Annotated in this window: 16 protein-coding genes; 5 read left to right on the plus strand and 11 right to left on the minus strand. The window is 55.9% G+C overall.

Translation table 11 applies throughout. From position 1 onward, the window contains the following. Positions 1 to 38 precede the first annotated feature (38 nt). From addA to regB, 7 genes are all read right to left on the minus strand, one after another. A complete protein-coding gene (gene addA / locus BM069_RS11870) occupies positions 39 to 3,437 on the minus strand; it encodes a double-strand break repair helicase AddA (RefSeq protein ID WP_093323937.1) in 3,399 nt (1,132 codons plus the stop codon). After that, a complete protein-coding gene (gene addB, locus BM069_RS11875) occupies positions 3,434 to 6,361 on the minus strand; it encodes a double-strand break repair protein AddB (RefSeq protein ID WP_093323939.1) in 2,928 nt (975 codons plus the stop codon). Before addB ends, addA begins: the two co-directional genes overlap by 4 nt. Then, the gene (locus BM069_RS11880; RefSeq protein WP_093323940.1) at positions 6,354 to 7,046 is read right to left on the minus strand and encodes a nucleotidyltransferase family protein; all 693 of its coding nucleotides are present in this window, start codon (positions 7,044 to 7,046) and stop codon (positions 6,354 to 6,356) included. Before BM069_RS11880 ends, addB begins: the two co-directional genes overlap by 8 nt. Continuing rightward, entirely contained in the window at positions 7,022 to 8,041 is a 1,020-nt protein-coding gene (locus BM069_RS11885; RefSeq protein WP_093323942.1) for an aminoglycoside phosphotransferase family protein, read from the minus strand. The genes BM069_RS11880 and BM069_RS11885 overlap by 25 nt, the downstream gene beginning before the upstream one ends. Further along, a complete protein-coding gene (gene tsaE / locus BM069_RS11890; RefSeq protein WP_093323944.1) occupies positions 8,034 to 8,498 on the minus strand; it encodes a tRNA (adenosine(37)-N6)-threonylcarbamoyltransferase complex ATPase subunit type 1 TsaE in 465 nt (154 codons plus the stop codon). Before tsaE ends, BM069_RS11885 begins: the two co-directional genes overlap by 8 nt. 37 nt (positions 8,499 to 8,535) lie before the next feature. Further along, positions 8,536 to 10,023 (minus strand): PAS domain-containing protein, encoded by a 1,488-nt coding sequence (locus tag BM069_RS11895; protein WP_093323946.1) that lies wholly within the window; start codon positions 10,021 to 10,023, stop codon positions 8,536 to 8,538. 90 nt (positions 10,024 to 10,113) lie between these two features. Beyond that, a complete protein-coding gene (gene regB / locus BM069_RS11900) occupies positions 10,114 to 11,487 on the minus strand; it encodes a sensor histidine kinase RegB (RefSeq protein WP_093323948.1) in 1,374 nt (457 codons plus the stop codon). Positions 11,488 to 11,571: 84 nt separating this feature from the next. Between regB and BM069_RS11905 the strand changes: the two genes are divergently transcribed. Then, positions 11,572 to 12,198 (plus strand): SCO family protein, encoded by a 627-nt coding sequence (locus tag BM069_RS11905; protein WP_093324149.1) that lies wholly within the window; start codon positions 11,572 to 11,574, stop codon positions 12,196 to 12,198. 68 nt (positions 12,199 to 12,266) lie between these two features. After that, positions 12,267 to 12,821 carry an ActR/PrrA/RegA family redox response regulator transcription factor gene (locus tag BM069_RS11910; protein ID WP_093323950.1) on the plus strand — a complete coding sequence of 185 codons (555 nt, stop codon included), beginning with the start codon at positions 12,267 to 12,269 and terminating at the stop codon, positions 12,819 to 12,821. A gap of 147 nt (positions 12,822 to 12,968) precedes the next feature. Here the strand turns inward: BM069_RS11910 and BM069_RS11915 are convergent, their stop codons facing one another. After that, positions 12,969 to 14,015 (minus strand): Glu/Leu/Phe/Val family dehydrogenase, encoded by a 1,047-nt coding sequence (locus BM069_RS11915; protein ID WP_093323952.1) that lies wholly within the window; start codon positions 14,013 to 14,015, stop codon positions 12,969 to 12,971. A gap of 145 nt (positions 14,016 to 14,160) precedes the next feature. Between BM069_RS11915 and BM069_RS11920 the strand changes: the two genes are divergently transcribed. Then, positions 14,161 to 14,616, plus strand: coding sequence for an Lrp/AsnC family transcriptional regulator (locus BM069_RS11920; RefSeq protein WP_093323953.1), 456 nt, complete (start codon positions 14,161 to 14,163; stop codon positions 14,614 to 14,616). Here BM069_RS11920 and BM069_RS11925 read toward each other — a convergent pair. Further along, positions 14,613 to 15,104: a GNAT family N-acetyltransferase gene (locus BM069_RS11925; protein ID WP_093323955.1), complete on the minus strand. Its 492-nt coding sequence runs from the start codon at positions 15,102 to 15,104 to the stop codon at positions 14,613 to 14,615. The genes BM069_RS11920 and BM069_RS11925 overlap by 4 nt on opposite strands. A 48-nt stretch (positions 15,105 to 15,152) precedes the next feature. Beyond that, positions 15,153 to 15,716 carry an HD domain-containing protein gene (locus tag BM069_RS11930; RefSeq protein WP_093323956.1) on the minus strand — a complete coding sequence of 188 codons (564 nt, stop codon included), beginning with the start codon at positions 15,714 to 15,716 and terminating at the stop codon, positions 15,153 to 15,155. A gap of 328 nt (positions 15,717 to 16,044) precedes the next feature. Between BM069_RS11930 and BM069_RS11935 the strand changes: the two genes are divergently transcribed. Further along, a complete protein-coding gene (locus BM069_RS11935; protein WP_093323958.1) occupies positions 16,045 to 16,377 on the plus strand; it encodes a hypothetical protein in 333 nt (110 codons plus the stop codon). A gap of 58 nt (positions 16,378 to 16,435) precedes the next feature. Continuing rightward, positions 16,436 to 17,818 (plus strand): adenosylhomocysteinase, encoded by a 1,383-nt coding sequence (gene ahcY / locus BM069_RS11940; RefSeq protein ID WP_093323959.1) that lies wholly within the window; start codon positions 16,436 to 16,438, stop codon positions 17,816 to 17,818. A 72-nt stretch (positions 17,819 to 17,890) separates the two neighbouring features. Here the strand turns inward: ahcY and msrA are convergent, their stop codons facing one another. Then, the gene (gene msrA / locus BM069_RS11945; protein WP_093323961.1) at positions 17,891 to 18,553 is read right to left on the minus strand and encodes a peptide-methionine (S)-S-oxide reductase MsrA; all 663 of its coding nucleotides are present in this window, start codon (positions 18,551 to 18,553) and stop codon (positions 17,891 to 17,893) included. Positions 18,554 to 18,571 lie beyond the last annotated feature (18 nt).

Here is an 18,571-nt window from a genome sequence, read left to right on the forward strand (position 1 = left end):
GGATCTCCTAAAGAGGGAAGCGTTGGGTTCGCAAGAAACTAGGTTTGCGGCGGGTTGGCGTCAAGGTATCCTGTGGTCATCAGCGATTTTGTCACAAGATCGTGTGTCAGCGGCATGAAAGTGGCCGTCCGCGTCCACAAAATTCCCGTTTGAATTTCGTGGCTTGGATAGATCTGGCTCAAAGCATGCGCATAGGCTCCCATTTGCCGGAGCACCCCTTCTGGTGTGGCTTCGGGAGACGTTGGCACTGTGGCATTTGTCTTGAAATCGACGGCGACGACGCGACTCTCGGACACAAGCAACCGGTCTATGATACCGCGCAATTTGCGGTCTCCAAGATTGGCTGTCAGCGGCACTTCCACAAGCGCTTCATCCTCAAAAAGCCACGCCAGTTCCGGAGTTTTCAAAGTCGCCACTGCCTCCTGAAACACATCGTCCTTCGCCAGCTTTGAGTCCGGCGCCAGCTCTCCCTGCAGCAGCGCATCTGCGACCTGCGGCCAGTTTTCCTGAGGGTGGGCTGGCAAATGTTCCAACAGCAAGTGGATCTGCGTGCCGCGCATTTTGGCCGCCTCCTCGTCCAACCCTGCGTCCCCCGCGAGCGCCTTAGGCCCACCGAGATCCGAAGGAGACAAAGGCAGCGGCGCTCGCAAGGGTTCGGGTGCTTCTTCTGAAAGGTACATGGGTAATTCGGACACGCGAATTTTTTTGCTTTCCGTCGGGTGTTCCACCGGACCGGACCAATCGCCGTGATTGATCCGTAGTCCGTCGCCACCTGGCATTTTGTGCGTCATCGCGCCTGAGCGTTGCATTGCCGTGCCGATGGTTTCGTACCAGCTCTTGCCGTCCTTCCCGAGGTCTCCGGCCGCGGCGATAATCAACCATTTCTCGGCACGGGTCATGGCCACATACAGCAGGCGCAGACGTTCCGCTTCCAATTTGGTGGCCATTGCGTCGCGAGCGTCATTCAACCGGTTTGGCGACAAATCTTTGGCCGCGTTCCAAATGGCAGTGCCATCAACATCAACGATCGGCACATCCGTTCTGGTGATGCGCCGACCGGTGTCCGGCATGATCACAATGGGTGCCTCAAGTCCTTTTGAGCCATGCACGGTCATCACGCGAATTCGGTTCGACGCGCTGTCCATTTGCCGCTTGATTTCTAGATCGTCGGTTTCCATCCATTGCAGGAAACCGGTCAGACTTGGCACCGCAGATTTTTCGTATGACAAAGCCTGAGACAACAGGGCATTGATGCCGTCCTCTGCCTCGCCTCCCAGTCTGGAGAGCAATTTGTGACGGCCCTGATGACGGGTCAGGACACGTTCGATCAAATCGTAAGGGCGCAAGAAATCGGCCTGTCGGCGCAAATCGTCCAACACGGACAATGTGTCTGGGAATTCGTCGCGCCGCTTGCGGAGCGCTTCCCAAAGATGCTGCCTGCCAGCGCGCCGATGCGCGAGTTCAAAAAGCTCTTGTTCGGACCAGCCAAAAAGTGGTGATCGTAGAATTGTCGCTAGCGACAGGTCGTCCTCGGGTGTGGCGAGGAAACTGAGAAGGGCACCTAGGTCACGCACGGCCATCTCGGCGCCAACCTTCAACCGATCCGCACCAGCAATCGCCAGTCCTTCGGTTTTGCAGGCTCGTATGATTTCGTGAAACAGATCGGACCGCCGCTGCACCAGAATAAGGAAATCCCCTTCCTTCACAGGGCGCTGAGCAAAGACGCCGCTTTCGGTTTTGCTCGTGGCAATGGTCGCACCTTGGTCGATCATTCTGCGAATTTCACAGGCAACGCGCGTGGCGAGGATTTTCATGTGGTGCGTATCGGCAATCCTATCCACAGGATCGAACCAGTCGTCTTTTTCGGGCTTTGGCGTTGGATCAACAACCGGCCACAAATCAACCCGACCTGGCATCTGGTCGTGGAACGCAATGTGGCGGTTTCCTTCCGGAAAACCAGCCGACTCCCGCTCTTTGAAAGTCTCATCCACGAGACTGAGCACCGCAGGCGAAGAGCGGAACGAATATTCCAAACTCAAATCCTGCAACGCGTGGTCAGACGATTTCAGCCGCACCGCAAATTCGTCGCGCATGCGATCAAACTCTGCGGGGTCGGCCCCTTGGAAACTATAGATCGACTGCTTTTTGTCCCCCACCACAAAAATCGTACGCGTGATGTCCGCGCGGGCCCCCGTGCCCGACGTGAATTCCTGTGCCAGCCGTTCAATGACTTGCCATTGCGCCGGACTGGTGTCTTGCGCCTCATCCACCAGAATGTGATCGATGCCACCATCAAGACGGTAAAGCACCCATTCGGCCACTGCCGGATCAGAAAGCAAACCGCGCGCTCTCAAAATCAGGTCGTCAAAGTCGAGCCAGCCCCGCAGTTGTTTTTGGTGTTCGTAGTGCTGCACGAACCGGTGCCCAAAGGCATTGAGCGCAGCGCTGCGTTCTACCGCAGCCAACGAAATCCGGCTTTCCCGCGCGGCCTCGACCCGAAGCATCAAGGGTTTCAGTTTCTCAATCAGATCGGGATTGGCTGCCTGCAATTTTTTTGTCGGAAACGAGCCCAGCTTTGCAGAAAACGGATCCTTTGCGCTGCCTCCGGTTAGAAACACACTTTCCATAATTGCGATCGCCGATGTGTCACAGGACGCGATGAGTTTCAGCTTGTCCGCCGCCTTGTTGTCGTTTGCACCGCCTGTGCGCAGCAAGGTGATCAGATTCCGAACAAGGTCCAGCTCCCCACCTAAAAACACCGACCCAAGCAAGGTGTCGTCGTCAAAATCTGGGGACAGGCCAAAAAACTCACACAGGGTTGAGCGGGATTTTGGCAAACGGAAAAGATCCGCTTTGCGCGCGATGTCACCGGTGAGATCTTCCAGATCCTGTCCAGTGAAATGGCGTGCCAAAGCCTCGATCAACGGTGCGTCTTTGCCGCTGGCCATGCCTTCAACGATTTCTTCTCGCAAAAGGGCAGCAGCGCGATCTTCCATTTCGGAAAACAGTGGAGACACCCCTGCCTCCAAAGGAAAGCGGCGTAGCAGGGACGCGCAAAACGAGTGAATGGTTTGGATTTTCAATCCACCAGGGGTCTCGATCGCCCTCGCAAAAAGCGTTCTGGCGTTGGCCAAATCATTGGCTGTCGCCTCTGCCCCCGCCCCAAGTTCCGCGAGTTCCGTCGCCAAGTCTGCATCGCTTTTCATGGCCCAGCTGCCAAGGCGTGCAAACAACCGGTTCTGCATCTCGCTGGCGGCGGCCTTGGTATATGTCAGACACAGGATGTGTTGCGGCAGCACGCCCTCAAGCAGCAACCGCGCAACGCGGTCGGTCAGAACGCGGGTTTTTCCCGATCCCGCATTTGCCGACAACCATGTGCTCGCATCCGGCCGCGCGGCTGTGATCTGGCGTCGCGTGGCATCGTTCAACTGGCTCATGTCAGCGCCTCCGGCTCTGGGTCATCCGTCGCGTCCCATTCTCCGAACCGAGCAAGTTGATCATAGTCCCCATCGTCTGCTTCCGACCGCATTGCGCGACGAGAGGTGAAGCCTTTTCCGTCGCTCAAATAGGCCGCAATCAGTCGGGTGAAATCTTCCCAAACATCTTCTATTGGCTTTTCGGACAAAGGCGCAGGCTGGTCTTTGGGTTTGGGGCCAAGCCCGATATAGACCGCGTCAGCCACTTTCGCCGGATCAATGTCGCGAAACCCGCCTCGCTCCGCCATTGCCGCCTCAAGCAGCAACTGTTTGTCAAAATGGGTTTGCTCGTCTTGGCTTGGTGGCGAACCGGTTTTGTAATCATAAAGGATCAGATCCCCTTCCGGCGTGCGGTCCAAACGATCCGCTGTTCCGGTCAATGTGAAATCCAAAACTTCGATGCGATCCTTTGCGCGTGCTTCAAAAGCAACGGGCGTTGCTCGCATCCTGCGCTGGGCTTCGCCCGCCACAATATGATCCGAGATTCTCTCCAATCGCGCTTTCCAGAGAGCGCGCGCCGTTGGCCAAGGCACATTTTGGGCAAGAACAGTTTCTGAAATTTCCAGAATACGCTGTCGCGTGACCGCAATACCTTGTTCCACGCTTTCTTTGATCAACTGCTCCAAAATTTCATGAACAATGATCCCACGCAGGAGCGCATCCGGGGTTCTCATCAAGGGATCAAGGGGCCGAAGTCGCAGTACATGTTTGGCATAGATTGCGTATGGATCGCGGATCAGTCGCTTGATTTCTGTCACTGAAAGCTGCCGAGGGCGCGCGGCTTGCGGCGGGATCGGTGACGGCCTTGCGGCAGGTGTTTCCTCTCGGAAGGTTTCGAGCGTGTGTATGCGATCAATCCATTCCTGCCCCCTTGCCCGCATCTCTTGCAACGCGTCCGCGCCGCCCTGTTCGGGCAGACCGCCCATCAGATTGAGCAGGCGGTTTACCCATCTTGAGGGAACCGTTTCCGCCTCGTCTGAGCGGATGGCGCGGGTGATCCAGACTTCTGGCGCGCCAACGGCCTGTTGAAAATCATGGGCAGACAATCCGATGCGGCGTTCGGGCAAAAGCAGTCCGGCGTCGTGGCGCATCTTCCGATTGAGCCAAGGGTCGGGGCTTGGGGCTTCCGGCCAACTGCCTTCGTTCAATCCCCCGAGGATCACCAAATCCGCGCCCTGAACACGCGCCTCCAAGGTGCCCCAGATCAGGATATGCGGATGCCCCTCGTCGCGGTCCCGCACTTCTTCATGGGCCAAGACCGCCCCGAACAAATCACCATAATCCTGCGCGGTGATTGGGCCAGCAACACTGGCATGTGTCTGCAAATCATCTACGACCTTGCGCGCCTTGCGTCCTGCCGCTTCCTGCCATAGTCCGCCGGACCCGTCACTCTGCCCTGCCGCAATGCGTTCCCCTAGGGTGATGTGCTCCTCAAGCCGATCTGACAGCTCAATTTCACCATGCAGTTCCTTGTCACAGAAACAGTCAGCAACCCATTCAATCCAGCTGTCGTCAACACTGTCCAACGTCACGGCGCACATTCGAAGGGTGTTCGCGTCAGGATAAGTCACTGCCTTGCGCCTGATCCAAAGCTCCAGTTCGCGAGTCCACAAAAGATGGCTCCCGCGATCAGATCCACTGTGTGTCAACGGATGTTTTAATTGAGTTAAAAGTGCCTCAGACGTCAATTTTCGCTGAAATAGGGTCGAAACATGCCGCAAAAACCGCCCTGGTGGAGAAAGCTGCAAAGGTTGGCCTGCACTGTCATCGGGCACAATTCGCCAGCGATCCAGCGCGGCTGTCACCTGACGGGTGAGCATCCTGTCCGGACTGATCAGGGCGCAGGTCTGACCGTCTTGCGCTGCTTTGCGCATACGCGCTGCGATGACCAAGGCCTCTTCACGCTGTGTTGTGGCTTCAATCAGGGTGATGTCCTGACTGGCTTCCGAAAGTGGCCCAAGGCTTGGACCTTCGGAGAGCCACTGATCCGTGACTGGAGCAGGCCGCATTGCCAGAGACACCAATCGGTTTCGTACCGCGCTGGGCGGCGTACATGGGTGCCACTCAGCGACGTCTTGCGCACCGATGGACAAGTTATCCATCAGTTTGCGGAACCGATACTGCGGGTGATCTTCTGCTTCCATCGCATCCGCCATCTGAGTCCAGACAGATGTGGGCATATCGGTGTCGAATCCAGGCAGAACAATAGCTCCCTGTGGAAGCTTGGCGACAGCCTGCATCAAAAGCATCATCGTACCACGAGATCCGGTCGATCCCGCAAGAATGACCGGATGATGCGGGGGGGATGTTTCCCATTTGGTGGCAAGGCGCTCAATTGCCATCCGTTGACGGGCCTCTGTACCGGGCGCACTGTCGACGTTTTCTAGAAAATGCCGTGCAATCGCAAAAAAGTGCTGCGCGCGCGCCCAATGGCCGGATTGGTCCGACACATCCAATGCTTCGATCGCGTCTACGGCAACACCTTCACCAGACATCTCATCAAACAGACCCGCAAGGCTGTCAGCGAGGTCGTAGATTGACGCGCGTGACGCGAGATCCGGTTCCCGTTCCAACAGGCGGGTGATCAGCTGGATCAACTCAAATCTCTGCCGCAAAGGCGAGGCCGCAGGCGGCAGGTCCGCCGAAACGTCTCTGGAAAAATCTCCCAGCAATCGCAATCTCGGCAATAGCGTCGTAGCGCCGTCGTCGAACAGTGACGAAATCCGTCGGGCCATGCGCGCTGTGTTCACAATAACTTCGACGCGCGCCATTTTGTCTGGTGCTTCCCCTGCCATTCGCGAGCGCAGGCCATCTACCAACACCTTGGGAAAATCCGCTCCAGGAGGGACACCGTAAACTCTTGGTTTTTCAGTTGGCTCAAACATCGGGTTCAATCAGCATCCGTTCCGCGAGCAAAATGCCATCTTGCGATCCAACATCGCACCATTGCCCAGGATAGGAGACTCCGAACAGCCGACCCTTGGCAAGCAATTGATCCCACAGCAGGTTGAGAGAAAAGGCATCCTGTTCGATTTTTTCCAATCCTTCGGTGCGCAGAATTTGGACACCGCCGTAGATCACGCCCGGCCCGCGGGAAATGCGCCCGTCCGGCGCCAATGTGAAATCCCCCTGCCCTTTGTGACCGCGCGCCTGATCCTGCGGGACGCAAACAAGAAGTCCGTCCATGTCTTCCGGCCGCCATGCACTAAGCGCGACCTTAAACGGGTTGGCTCCGCGCCAGATTGCGTCTGTGTTGGAGGTGAAAACCGGCCCGTCCCCCAAGACCGGCAATGCGTTTCGCAACCCGCCGCCGGTTTCAAGAATGTCGGGCGTTTCGTGACATAAATGAACACCCGTGTGCGCCAGATGCGCAGCCATTTGATCGTGCAAGTAGTGCGTGTTTGCGACCACGGTTTTGGGCGCAATCGCATTCACATGATCCAGCGTATGATCGATCAATGCCTTTCCGGCCACTTTGATCAATGGTTTCGGCCTTGAGCGCGTAAGCGTGCCCATTCGGGTGCCAAATCCGGCAGAAAAGAGCATTACAGCGTTGGGAAAGTCGCGCATTTGTCTTTCAGTTCTTTCAGGATTGCGGGGGTGGGTTCCGGTAGCGCATCATGCAACAGTCCAGCCACCGGAGACAGCGCCGGATGATCCAGATCACGCATCAACACGCCATAGACCCTTGGAATGAAATCCACGTAATGCGGTTTGCCAAAGTGCAGAGACAATCGTGCGAAAATGCCGAGAATGCGCAGATTTCTTTGGGCGCCAAGCACATGATATGCTGCCGAAAACTCGCTCTCTTCCACGTTTGATCGTGCCACATAGCGTTCGATCATCGCCGTTTCCAGATCGGCGGGCACGTCCCTGCGGGCATCCTGCAACATCGACACAAGATCATAAGCCGGATGCGCGAACTTTGCGTCCTGAAAGTCAATCAAGCCAACACGGGCCACGCCATCGCGGTCCGGCAGCCACAAAAGGTTTTCCGCATGATAATCGCGATGCATCAACACCGAAGGTGGCGCGACGGTGCTTGAGAGAACCTGAGCAAACCGCGGCTGAAAACGCTCGTAAGATGCCCGCCATTCCTGCCCTGCCCCCATTGCGTACCAACTGAATCCGAGGTCGACCATTTCTGCCATCATTGACGTGTCAAATGGTTCCAACTCTGGCGCAGCATGAGAGTGAATATGGAGTAACACATCCGTCGCAGCCTCATACAGAGGCCGTTCCATATTGGGCGCCCTTGGGATCTTTCGGGCAAACAAATCATCACCAAGGTCTTCGATGATCAGAAACCCATTTTGTTGGTCACGGTCAAATATGCGCGGTGCAGACAGTCCGATTTCAAGCAAGTGTTCTGCGATCCTGCAAAAGGGGCCCACGTCTTCGCCTTTATCAGGCGGAGCGTCCATGAGGATCGCCGAAGATCCATCCCTTTGTTGCAGCCTGTCGTAGCGCCGATTGGATGCATCACCGGCGACCAGAGACCGCTCGGCATCTGACCAATCTGATTTGGCCAAAAACGCCGCCAACAATGCGTCACGGTCAGCCATCTTGCAGCTCTCTGACAACGGTCGCCCAGCGATCTGAATCAAAGAGAAATGAAAGTGCGCGCGAACCGATGTCGTCGCCGAGTTCAAATCGCATCGTCAGCGCGTTTTCGGGGCGCAGGTCCGATAATCTGTCCGGCCATTCCACCAGACAGATCGCATCCTCAAAGGCGTCGATCAGCCCCAGTTCCACCACTTCGTCCGGTGACGTCAGTCGATAAAGATCCGCGTGCCAGATTTCCGCATTTGGCGTGTCGTACATTTGCACCAGCGTAAACGTGGGCGAGGGTACGTCCTCGGGAACCTCCAACAAGGTTTGAATTACACTGCGGGCAAAATGCGTTTTTCCCGCTCCGATGTCTCCTTCAAGTAGGACAACATCGCCGGGCACAAGTTCTGTGGCGATGCGGGCCGCCAACTCGGAGGTCTCTTCGGCTGATGTGAGTGTGATGGATGACATGGCGCCACACTACAACGCTTGGGCTTGCCTGCAACCATCAAGCGGGCTGAGTGATCTCTTGTTCAATTGCGCGTCGGAACTCAATCATGGTCGCGCCACCGGAAATGGGTGTCAGCTTGGCGTGCATCAAGCCAAGCTGTTGCAGGGCCAAAACGCCCGCCCAAGGACGTCGCGGTTCCGAATTTCCTATGGCTTCTTTGAAATCCTGCCACGCCGGTGTGTCGCAAATTGCCGCTTCCCACAAGGCTGTAGCGTCACGGATTGTATAGTTCGCAAAGGTAGAGTCCGGGTCTACCTGCCAGAAGCTGCGATACGCGTTGTTGCACAGCAAATGATCGCCTGCCCGTGAAAACAAAACCACCGGATCACCCAAACCGTCCAGTGCCGCATGGGCAATTTCAATTTCGGCGCGAAACCGCCGTGTCAAAGCCATTTCTGCGGAAATATCATCGATCAAGAGGGCGATTGCCCCATCCTGTTGCGGGCGTCCTGAAACGCGGTAAGTTTTGCCGTCGGGCAGTTCCCATGTGTCGCCATAGGTGCCTTGCTCCATGGCGCGAATAATTGTGCCGACGTGAGATTGCCATGAAACGGCGCGTTTGGGTTCCGGTGCGATATGGCGCGCGCGCAGTTTGTCAAAAAACTCGGTTATGCTGGGGTGCAAGGACAACTCGGTTGGAGATAATCCGCTCAACTGTACCAATGGAGGGTTGAACAACACCAGCCTTCGGTCCCTGTCAAACACCGCCAAACCTGTGGGGAGATGGGCAAACGTCCTTGAAAGCGTCTGCACAAGGTTGCGTTGTGCCAGTTCGGTATCCACCGCGGTATTGGCATCCACCGCAAAAAACACGCGATCCTGATCCAGAGCGACAGAGGTGACATCAAACCATTGCGGCGTCCCGTCCGCAGAGAAGAGCCCAAGTCGACGGGAGGCTGTGAATTCTTCGCCATCTGTCATTTCAAACAGCATTGGGATTTCGGGATCGAGCTTTTTTCCCTGTTCCTGTGCGAGGTTCTCATAGGCGACGTTGCACCAAATTATTTGCGTGTCGGCGCGACAAACCCAAATGGGATAAGGCGCCCCATTTGAAATATCCGAGCCAAAGGTCACCGTCGCGTCTTCAGGCTGGACATCAGATACAATTGTGACCCGAGCAACGTCATTCCACTGGTCAATGGTAAGAAGCGTTCCGTCGTGCATCTTTGAGGACGTCAGAACCTTGGTATCTTGCATGTCCGTCGCACCTTGGTTCTCCGGAAAATCGGGGAAACGCTCGGCAAGCAGCCGACGCAGCGCCCGCCAGTTAGTCTCCTTCCCGCCGCGTCCTGCCAACAGTCGCAGGCCCTCGGTGTTTGCTTCCACCAAGCTGCCGTTCCGATAAATGCAAATCGCTTCTTGTGTTTGTGGTCCACCAGCGTCCTGCGGGATGCGTCGCAACAGGAATGTCAAAACGCCGAGAGAGAGAAGAAGGGCGGAAATGCCCAAAGTAACAATCAAAAAATCAATAACCGAATCAAACATAGCGACCCCAAAATCGGTGAAGTGCCGTGGCAAGGATCACAGACTTGAGGTTAACAGATCGTTAACCAAACGATTTTGCTTTGCTTTCGCTTACCCTTCAACGAGTGGGTTTTGCCCAAGCGATCCGCTCGCGGAAGCATCTGCGAATTGGCCTCTGGACCAGATCACTTCGACGATGGCTCCGAGATGCTCATCTTCTTCGTCAATCTCGCTGCTATTTCCGTTCGCAAAGCTCAGATCAGCGCCTGATCTCTCCAGCAGCGTCTTGGCAATAAACAACCCTAAACCCATCCCTTCATAGCCCGGTCGCTCTGATTTTTCACGGTCCGCTCGACGTTTGCGGATAAAGGGATCACCTATGCGTCCGATCAAATGCGGGGGGAATCCCTTCCCGTCATCCATGATGCGTACATAAATCCGGTCTTCGTCCCAGTCGGTTTCTACCCAAACGGTGGATTTTGCGAAATCGACCGCGTTTTGAATCAGGTTGCGCAATCCATGTACGATTTCCGGCTGTCGCAAAATTTCTGGGCCATCCACAAGGTCGAGATGTTCAAAGAAGATGGTTTTTCCGCGGTTCATGTGGGGTTCCGCGGCTTCCTCAACCACGGTCGAAAGCGGTGCGCGACGCAGATGCAGATCGTCCTTCCCTGCCCGTCCCATCGACTGGAGAATATCGCGACAACGATCAGCTTGCTGCCGGATCAGCGCGGCATCCTCTTTTAGTTCGGGATTGTCGTCCAGTTCCTCCATCAGCTCGGCACTGGTAAGCTTGATGGTCGCCAGAGGTGTTCCCAATTCATGGGCTGCAGCTGCCACTACACCGCCAAGATCTGTCAACTTTTGCTCCCGAGCGAGAGCCATTTGTGTGGCGGCAAGTGCATCTGACATCGACGACATTTCCGTGACGACCCGCCGCGAATAGAGCGACGAAAAAAGAATGGCGATCACGATGGCGCACCAGTTCCCGTACAAAAACATGTCCGGAACCTCGAGGGTGATGAACTCCCTGACCCTAAGCGGTAGATGGAAATTCAACAGAAGCGTCACGATAATGATGGCCAGCGTGGCAACAGCAAGAGCCGATCGCACCGAAAGAACCAAAGCGGCAATTGTCACCGGGCCGACGATCAGAAACGAGAACGGGTTGTTCAATCCACCGGTCAGGAACAGCAAAAAACCGAGCTGTAAGATGTCGAAGAGGATCATGAACATGTTCTCGACGCCGCTCAGCAACTTGTTTTCGGGGAACACGAAAATGGCAATCAGGTTGCCGATAACCGAGATGCCGACCGCCATATAGCAAAGGCCATATTCAATATTCAGCCCGAACCCGAATTGCGCGACCAAAAGGGCCACCGCCTGCCCTGCAATCGCAATCCAGCGCACCATGATGATGGTCCGTAGGCGAACCCAGTTGCTACGCCGATTGTGGGAGATGAGTTCGGTTGAGAAATCGGACATGTGATGTTGTTTGCTCTTGAGTTCGCGTTTGTAATTGTTAGGTGTCCGTCAACCATCAATCAACTTGGCATTGGGAGCGCTCCTATGATGCGTACTGTGGCCGCTGTGGCTGTTTTTGTCGTGATCCTTGCGTTGGGCGGGATGTGGTATGTGTCACAGTCCGGTGACAAGGATCAGTTTGCGCAATGCCGCACCAGTCAGGTCGCCGGCGGCACCAGCGCGATCGGCGGGCCGTTCACGCTCGTGGATGGCGACGGCAACACGGTCACTGATCAGGATGTCCTCACCGAGCCGACACTGATTTACTTTGGGTATACATTCTGCCCAGATGTCTGCCCTCTGGACGCGGGCCGCAATGCCGAGGCAATGGACCTGCTTGAAGACCAAGGAAAGATCGTCAACGGCGCCTTTATCACGATTGATCCTGAACGGGATACGCCTGAGGTGGTCAAAGACTACGCCGGCTATCTCCATGACCGCATGATTGGCCTTTCCGGCTCGCCTGAACAGGTCAAAGCCGCCTCGCAGGCCTACCGGACTTACTTCAAAAAGCAGGAGCCGGAAGAGGGCGATGAGGAGTACTACCTCGTGGATCACTCTACTTTTACCTATTTGACCCTGCCAGGTTATGGCTTCGTTGAATACTTCCGGCGTGACATAACGCCAGAGGATATGGCCCAGCGGGTCGGGTGCTTCGTAGACAACATGTAAGATGCGGGTGGTTTGACCCTTTTTGTCTCTCCCGCTAATACTTGTGAAATACTAAAGGGATGAGGCAAATGGCGGACAAAGAGCTGCCGGAGATCGGGCCGGACAAGACACTTCTTCTCGTGGACGACGACGAGCCTTTTTTGCGTCGCTTGGCAAAGGCGATGGAGAAAAGAGGATTTGAGGTGGAGACCGCTGGATCGGTTGCCGCCGGCAAGGCAATTGCCACTGCTCGACCACCGGCATATGCCGTGGTCGATTTGCGTCTAGAGGATGGAAACGGGCTCGATGTGGTCGAGGTGCTTCGCGAAAAACGCGAGGAATCACGGGTGGTTGTGCTGACCGGATACGGCGCTATTGCAACGGCAGTTGCCGCGGTAAAGATTGGCGCAACAGACTATCTGAGCAAGCCCGCCGACGCCACGGACATCATGCACGCGCTCCTGAGTGCTGACGACGAATTGCCGCCTCCGCCGGAAAATCCGATGAGTGCTGATCGAGTGCGTTGGGAGCATATCCAAAGAGTTTATGAATTGTGTGATCGCAATGTGAGCGAGACCGCGCGGCGTCTGAATATGCATCGCCGTACCCTGCAACGCATTCTGGCCAAACGCAGCCCACGGTGATCAAAAATCCTGTCTGCATCACGTCGGTAACGCGTTTCTCAAATTCCGTCCAAAGAAAGAACCGGCCCCAAGTTGAGGCCGGTTAGGAAAGTCCGCAAATGCGGGACTGCGCTGATGCTTCTTTGACACCAGCTTTTTAGACAGGACTCACGCGGCTTTTGCTGCAAGCATCTCGTCAACAATGGAGGTCGCGACTCTGTCGGGGCTGCAATCCATCTGCATGGCACGGGTCAGGATCGCATCAAGAGTCACATCCAACGTGTCCAGTTTCTCATCGACATAGGCCGCACGATCGTCGATCGCGAGGATTTCTGTGGCAACATTGATGATACCGCCGGCATTGGCGACAAAATCGGGTGCATAAAGGATTCCGCGGGCGTGCAGGCGGATACCGTCTTCGCTGGTGGCGAGTTGGTTGTTGGCGCCGCCGCAAACCGCGTCCACGTTCAATGCAGCAATCGATTCTGAGTTCAAAATGGCACCGATGGCACAGGGGGCAAAAATGTCGGCCTTGGCGGTCAGGATGTCATCAACTGATGCGGCGACTGCTCCGTAGGCTGTGCAGATTTCCTTAACCCGATCGGCGTCGATGTCAGCCGCGATCAAATTCGCACCATCCTCATGCAGGAACTGGCAAAGATATCCACCTACATGGCCGAGGCCCTGCACTGATACAGTGCGGCCACTCAGGTCGTCTGTGCCAAAGCGATGGCGGGCCGTGGTTTTGATCGAATTGAAAATTCCGCGTGCCGTGATCGGGGACGGATCACCAGACGCATGTGCGCCATTGGGGAGCCCGGCCACAAATTGCGTCTGTCGGGTCATCAGTTCCATATCGGCAGGGCTCATGCCCATGTCTTCCGCGGTCCAGTACCGGCCCTCAAGAGATTGCACAGCGCGCGCAAAAGTCAGGAGCTGAACGGGCGTCTTTTCAGAGGCATTGCCCATAATCACTGCTTTGCCACCGCCCAATGGAAGGCCAGCGGCGGCGTTTTTATACGTCATGCCGCGGCTCAGGCGCAAAGCATCGGTTAGCGCTGCGTCTTCGCTCGCATAGGCGCGCATGCGCAGCCCGCCTGCGGCTGGGCCAAGATGGGTGGAATGCACCGCGATGAACCCTGTAAGCCCGATGTCCGCGTCGTGCACACGCAAGACGGTTTCATGGGTTGGGGTCGAAATGGGCGTGATTTGCATCTGCGTTTCCTTTGGGTCAGCCTGGTCGCGAAGTGCAGCGAATTTGACACAGGGGCAATGGGGATTTTTGCTAAATTTCGCTTGAAAATGCAGTTCTGTTGAGGTTTTTCATCCAACGATTCGAGAAAATTTGGGGAATTTCACTATGGATGGCATAGACCGCAAGATTTTGAGTGTTCTGCAGCGAGATGGCCGGATGACGCTGTCGGATTTGGCAGAAGCGGTCGGACTGTCCGCGACACCCTGTGCTCGGCGGGTTGACCGTTTGCAATCTGACGGGGTGATCACCGGTTATGGTGCCAAGGTGGATGCCCGCAAGCTTGGCTTGCCAGTGACCATTTTTGTATCGGTTGAATTGGAAAAACAGGGATCGGAAGCGATAGAAGCTTTCGAGCGCGCCATCCGCCCGTTGGAAGAGGTGATGGAGTGTTATTTGATGTCAGGCTCGCGGGATATTTTGTTGCGAGTGGTGGCCGCGGATCTTGATGCGTTTGACGCTTTTCTTGAACATCGCTTGATGGCTGTCAAAGGCATCCGGAATATGCGGTCAAATTTTGCCCTAAGAGCCATGGTGCAACGCGATGTTCTCCCCAGTGCCTAAAGTCGGTAGCGCTTGAGGCATTTGCCGACAACGGTGCCATTGTCCAACGCCACATCGTCTTTGCGTCTGTAGTCTTCAAAGCCACGTGACTGATAATAGGCCAGTCCGCCGGTGTTGTCGGCGCGGATTTCGGCGTCGATCCAAAAATACCCTATCTCACGTGCGGCAGCTTTTGTGGCTTCGAACAATTGGCTGCCGATGCCAAGGCCGGTGCGGCCAGCTTTGACAAAGGTTCCGATTTCACAGGCCTCGGGTGGGAGGTCACCCCAAGGGCCGATCCATTGAAACCCTAGAATTGTGCCGTCATTTTCCTCGGCAATATGCCAAACCGCCCGCTCAGGTGTTGCCATCAGCCAGCCTGCCAGATCTTCGCGGGACAAGGGCTTTGTGATTGCGGTGGTGCCTCCGATGACGATGATTTCGTTTAAAAGGTCGAGCGTCTGGCGCAAATCGCCTTCGCCTCCTTGGCGGACTGAAATTCGGGTCATAGAGAAGGGCCTGTTGAGGTCAAATATGAGACTAATACACCGGAAAACCTAGATCTGGGACAACAATTCCGCGTGTCGCGAGGTGTAATCATTGCGCGCCTCCACCGGAGGACGCAAGCGGATGGTCAATCCTTCGATCACCTTCGGATCCGGTCTGCCAAAGAGCTTGTTGGATTCGGTTACGGAAAACCCCGCAATCTGCGTCGCTTCCATCCACGCGCTGATTTTGTCGGCCTTCTTGATCTGTGCCTTGATCCGTTTCGGCGTCGCTGCGGGTAGGCCAAACCGGATGTGGATCGCGGCCGTCAGACGATCATCCAATTCGCCATAAGATGGCCCGACAGCAGCCTTCACCGGCGAAATCATGTCGCCGATCACGTATTCAGGTGCGTCATGCAGAAGCGCAGCAAGGCGCCATTTCGCGGGTGCAGTTGGATACATGCGCCCAAAAAGCTCTTCTACCAAAAGCGAATGCTCGGCGACGGAGTAGGCAAAATCGCCATGAGTCTGTCCGTTCCAGCGTGCCACAAACGCGAGGCCATGGGCAATATCCTCGATCTCGATATCAACCGGCGTCGGGTCCAACAGATCCAGCCTGCGCCCGGAAAGCATGCGTTGCCAAGCTCGTGCCACGGTAAAATCCTCTTGGTTTCGGATGCATCTTGGTTAGCGCTGCGTCAGGGTGCGTGCAACGGGGTTTCCTTCCGCAACCGGACTCACAGGCATAGCCACAACAGACGATGCCCAAAAAAAGCCACATTTCGATGGCATGGTTTTTGAACATGACGGGATCGCGTGCTGCCAGCAAAATAACGTGATCAACCGTGTTTTGAAAACCGGCACGGCGATACCGACATCAATAGCGAGGGGGGCACGTTCAATGCTTCCTCCCGCGTGTCCTCCTCACATTTTCTGAACCTGAAATGAGCAGGAGGTCGTCATGTTCAAGCGACTGATATGTGGGGGCGTGCTTCTTGGCATGACCGCAACCGCACAGCCTGTTGCCGCTCAGAATTTGCACTGTGCCGCGCGGGATCGCATGGTGGAGCGGTTGGAGAGCAAATATTCCGAAGTTCTCACAGCCGGCGGTCTGCAAGGCTCCACCGCCAACGCAACATTGATCGAGGTCTGGGCCTCGCAAAAGACCGGCACCTTTACGGTCATCATGACCAACCCACAGGGCGTAAGCTGTATCGTCGCGGCTGGTACCGACTGGCATCAGGAAAAACTGTCCCGCTTGGATCTGGCGGAATCCGACGAGGTGCCGTTGTAGAAAAGGCTCTTCGGTGTTATCTGGGCGCAAATGGATAACCCGTAAGGAGCTGGGCGCAATGGCGACCGACTATATTGTAAAAGATATCTCTCTGGCCGACTTTGGCCGTAAGGAACTGGATATTGCCGAAACCGAAATGCCGGGCCTGATGGCGCTGCGTGAAGAATTCGGCGAAAGCAAGCCCTTGGCCGGTGCGCGCATTGTCGGATCGCTGCATATGACGATTCAGACGGCATGCCTGATCGAAACGCTTGTCGCGCTGGGCGCGGATGTGCGCTGGGCAAGCTGCAACATCTTTTCCACCCAAGACCACGCCGCCGCAGCGATTGCGGCCTCTGGTGTGCCGGTATTCGCGATCAAAGGTCAGTCGCTGGAAGAGCATTGGGATTATCTGGACAAGTCGTTCTTGTTCCCCGAGGGCCCCAACATGATCCTTGATGATGGCGGCGACGCGACACTCTACGTCCTGTTGGGCGCCAAGGCAGAAGCCGGCGAAGACCTGGGTGTTGCGACTTCCGAGGAAGAAGAAGCCATTCATGCGCAGATCAAAAAGCGTATGGCCGAAAGCCCCGGTTGGTTCACCAAAACTCGTGAAGCGATCATGGGTGTTTCTGAAGAAACCACCACCGGTGTTCACCGCCTTTATGATCTGCACAAAAAAGGCGAGCTGCCGTTCCCTGCGATCAACGTGAACGACTCTGTGACCAAGTCGAAGTTCGACAACAAGTACGGCTGCAAAGAGTCGCTGGTTGACGGCATCCGCCGCGCCACCGACACGATGATGGCCGGCAAAGTGGCTGTTGTTTGCGGCTACGGCGACGTGGGCAAAGGTTCCGCAGCATCGCTCGCAGGCGCGGGCGCACGCGTGAAAGTGACCGAAGCCGACCCGATCTGTGCGCTTCAGGCGGCGATGGACGGCTTTGAAGTCGTGCTGCTCGAAGAAAGCCTCGACGCGGACATCTTCATCACCACCACCGGCAACAAAGACGTGATCCGCATCGAGCACATGCGCGAGATGAAGGACATGGCGATTGTTGGCAACATTGGCCACTTCGACAATGAAATTCAGGTCGCAAGCCTGAAGAACCACAAGTGGACCAACATCAAAGAGCAGGTGGACATGATCGAGATGCCGAATGGCAACCGGTTGATCCTGCTGTCCGAAGGTCGTCTATTGAACCTTGGCAACGCCACCGGCCACCCGTCGTTTGTAATGTCCGCGAGCTTCACCAACCAGGTGCTGGCGCAGATCGAGCTGTTCACCAAAGGCGAGCAGTACAACAACGAAGTGTACATCCTGCCCAAGCATCTCGACGAGAAAGTGGCTGCGCTGCACCTCGCCAAAGTGGGCGCGAAGCTGTCCAAGCTGACACCAGAGCAAGCGGCTTATATCGGCGTGACGCCGGAAGGCCCGTTCAAACCGGAGCACTACCGCTACTAAGTGGCTGTGACGTAGAAACAAAAAACGGCGCTCCCAATCGGAGCGCCGTTTTTGTTTGGAATAACTGCAGGATCAGTTGCCGACAAAGGGCGCTGCGCTTCCCCAAAGCGCTTTGACCTTGGCGTCGCGCTTGCAAGCTTTGCGATACCGTTTGTAGGCTTCGCTCTGTTTCTTGGGCCCGAACCGCGTCAGGACGATGTTGTCGCCCTTGTAGTAATCCTGATGATAATCTTCGGCGTCATAAAACCGGCTGGCGTTCAGGATCGGTGTGACAACTGTGCGCCCAAGGGCAGCCTGCGCCTCGGATTTGGCGGCCTCTGCCAAAGCTTTTTCCGCTTTGCCGGAGGCAAAAACAGCGGTGCGATAGCTGTCACCACGGTCACAAAACTGTCCGCCGGCATCGGTTGGATCAACCGACCGGAAAAACAGGTTCAACAGTTCTTCGCGGCTCACTTTGGCGGGGTCAAAGATGATTTTTACCGCCTCATAGTGGCCAGTGCCGCCTTTGGTCACTTGCTTGTAGGTCGGCTTTTTGGTGGTGCCACCCGTATAGCCGGATACGGCTTCTTTCACACCTGGGACACTTTCAAAATCGCTTTCAACGCACCAAAAACACCCCCCCGCAACAATCAGAGTTTCGCTGCTGGCGGCATTTGCCTGTTTGCCGTTGGCCACAGCGCCGATCAGGATCAACACAAAGAGGGCGGCGGCTTTCAGGTTCTGGATCTTTGACATCTCGTATCACTCCTTTGA

This window comes from Shimia haliotis (assembly GCF_900114415.1).
Classification (GTDB): Bacteria; Pseudomonadota; Alphaproteobacteria; order Rhodobacterales; family Rhodobacteraceae; genus Shimia; species Shimia haliotis.

Excerpts from the sequence above, each read along its gene's own strand:
- BM069_RS11880 (WP_093323940.1), bottom strand. The coding sequence starts at position 7,046 with ATGCGCGACTTTCCCAACGCTGTAATGCTCTTTTCTGCCGGATTTGGC.
- BM069_RS11915 (WP_093323952.1), bottom strand. The coding sequence starts at position 14,015 with ATGCAAATCACGCCCATTTCGACCCCAACCCATGAAACCGTCTTGCGT.
- BM069_RS11895 (WP_093323946.1), bottom strand. The coding sequence starts at position 10,023 with ATGTTTGATTCGGTTATTGATTTTTTGATTGTTACTTTGGGCATTTCC.
- BM069_RS11885 (WP_093323942.1), bottom strand. The coding sequence starts at position 8,041 with ATGGCTGACCGTGACGCATTGTTGGCGGCGTTTTTGGCCAAATCAGAT.
- BM069_RS11920 (WP_093323953.1), top strand. The coding sequence starts at position 14,161 with ATGGATGGCATAGACCGCAAGATTTTGAGTGTTCTGCAGCGAGATGGC.
- addB (WP_093323939.1), bottom strand. The coding sequence starts at position 6,361 with ATGTTTGAGCCAACTGAAAAACCAAGAGTTTACGGTGTCCCTCCTGGA.
- BM069_RS11925 (WP_093323955.1), bottom strand. The coding sequence starts at position 15,104 with ATGACCCGAATTTCAGTCCGCCAAGGAGGCGAAGGCGATTTGCGCCAG.
- BM069_RS11910 (WP_093323950.1), top strand. The coding sequence starts at position 12,267 with ATGGCGGACAAAGAGCTGCCGGAGATCGGGCCGGACAAGACACTTCTT.
- addA (WP_093323937.1), bottom strand. The coding sequence starts at position 3,437 with ATGAGCCAGTTGAACGATGCCACGCGACGCCAGATCACAGCCGCGCGG.
- BM069_RS11930 (WP_093323956.1), bottom strand. The coding sequence starts at position 15,716 with ATGCTTTCCGGGCGCAGGCTGGATCTGTTGGACCCGACGCCGGTTGAT.
- regB (WP_093323948.1), bottom strand. The coding sequence starts at position 11,487 with ATGTCCGATTTCTCAACCGAACTCATCTCCCACAATCGGCGTAGCAAC.
- msrA (WP_093323961.1), bottom strand. The coding sequence starts at position 18,553 with ATGTCAAAGATCCAGAACCTGAAAGCCGCCGCCCTCTTTGTGTTGATC.
- tsaE (WP_093323944.1), bottom strand. The coding sequence starts at position 8,498 with ATGTCATCCATCACACTCACATCAGCCGAAGAGACCTCCGAGTTGGCG.
- BM069_RS11935 (WP_093323958.1), top strand. The coding sequence starts at position 16,045 with ATGTTCAAGCGACTGATATGTGGGGGCGTGCTTCTTGGCATGACCGCA.
- BM069_RS11905 (WP_093324149.1), top strand. The coding sequence starts at position 11,572 with ATGATGCGTACTGTGGCCGCTGTGGCTGTTTTTGTCGTGATCCTTGCG.
- ahcY (WP_093323959.1), top strand. The coding sequence starts at position 16,436 with ATGGCGACCGACTATATTGTAAAAGATATCTCTCTGGCCGACTTTGGC.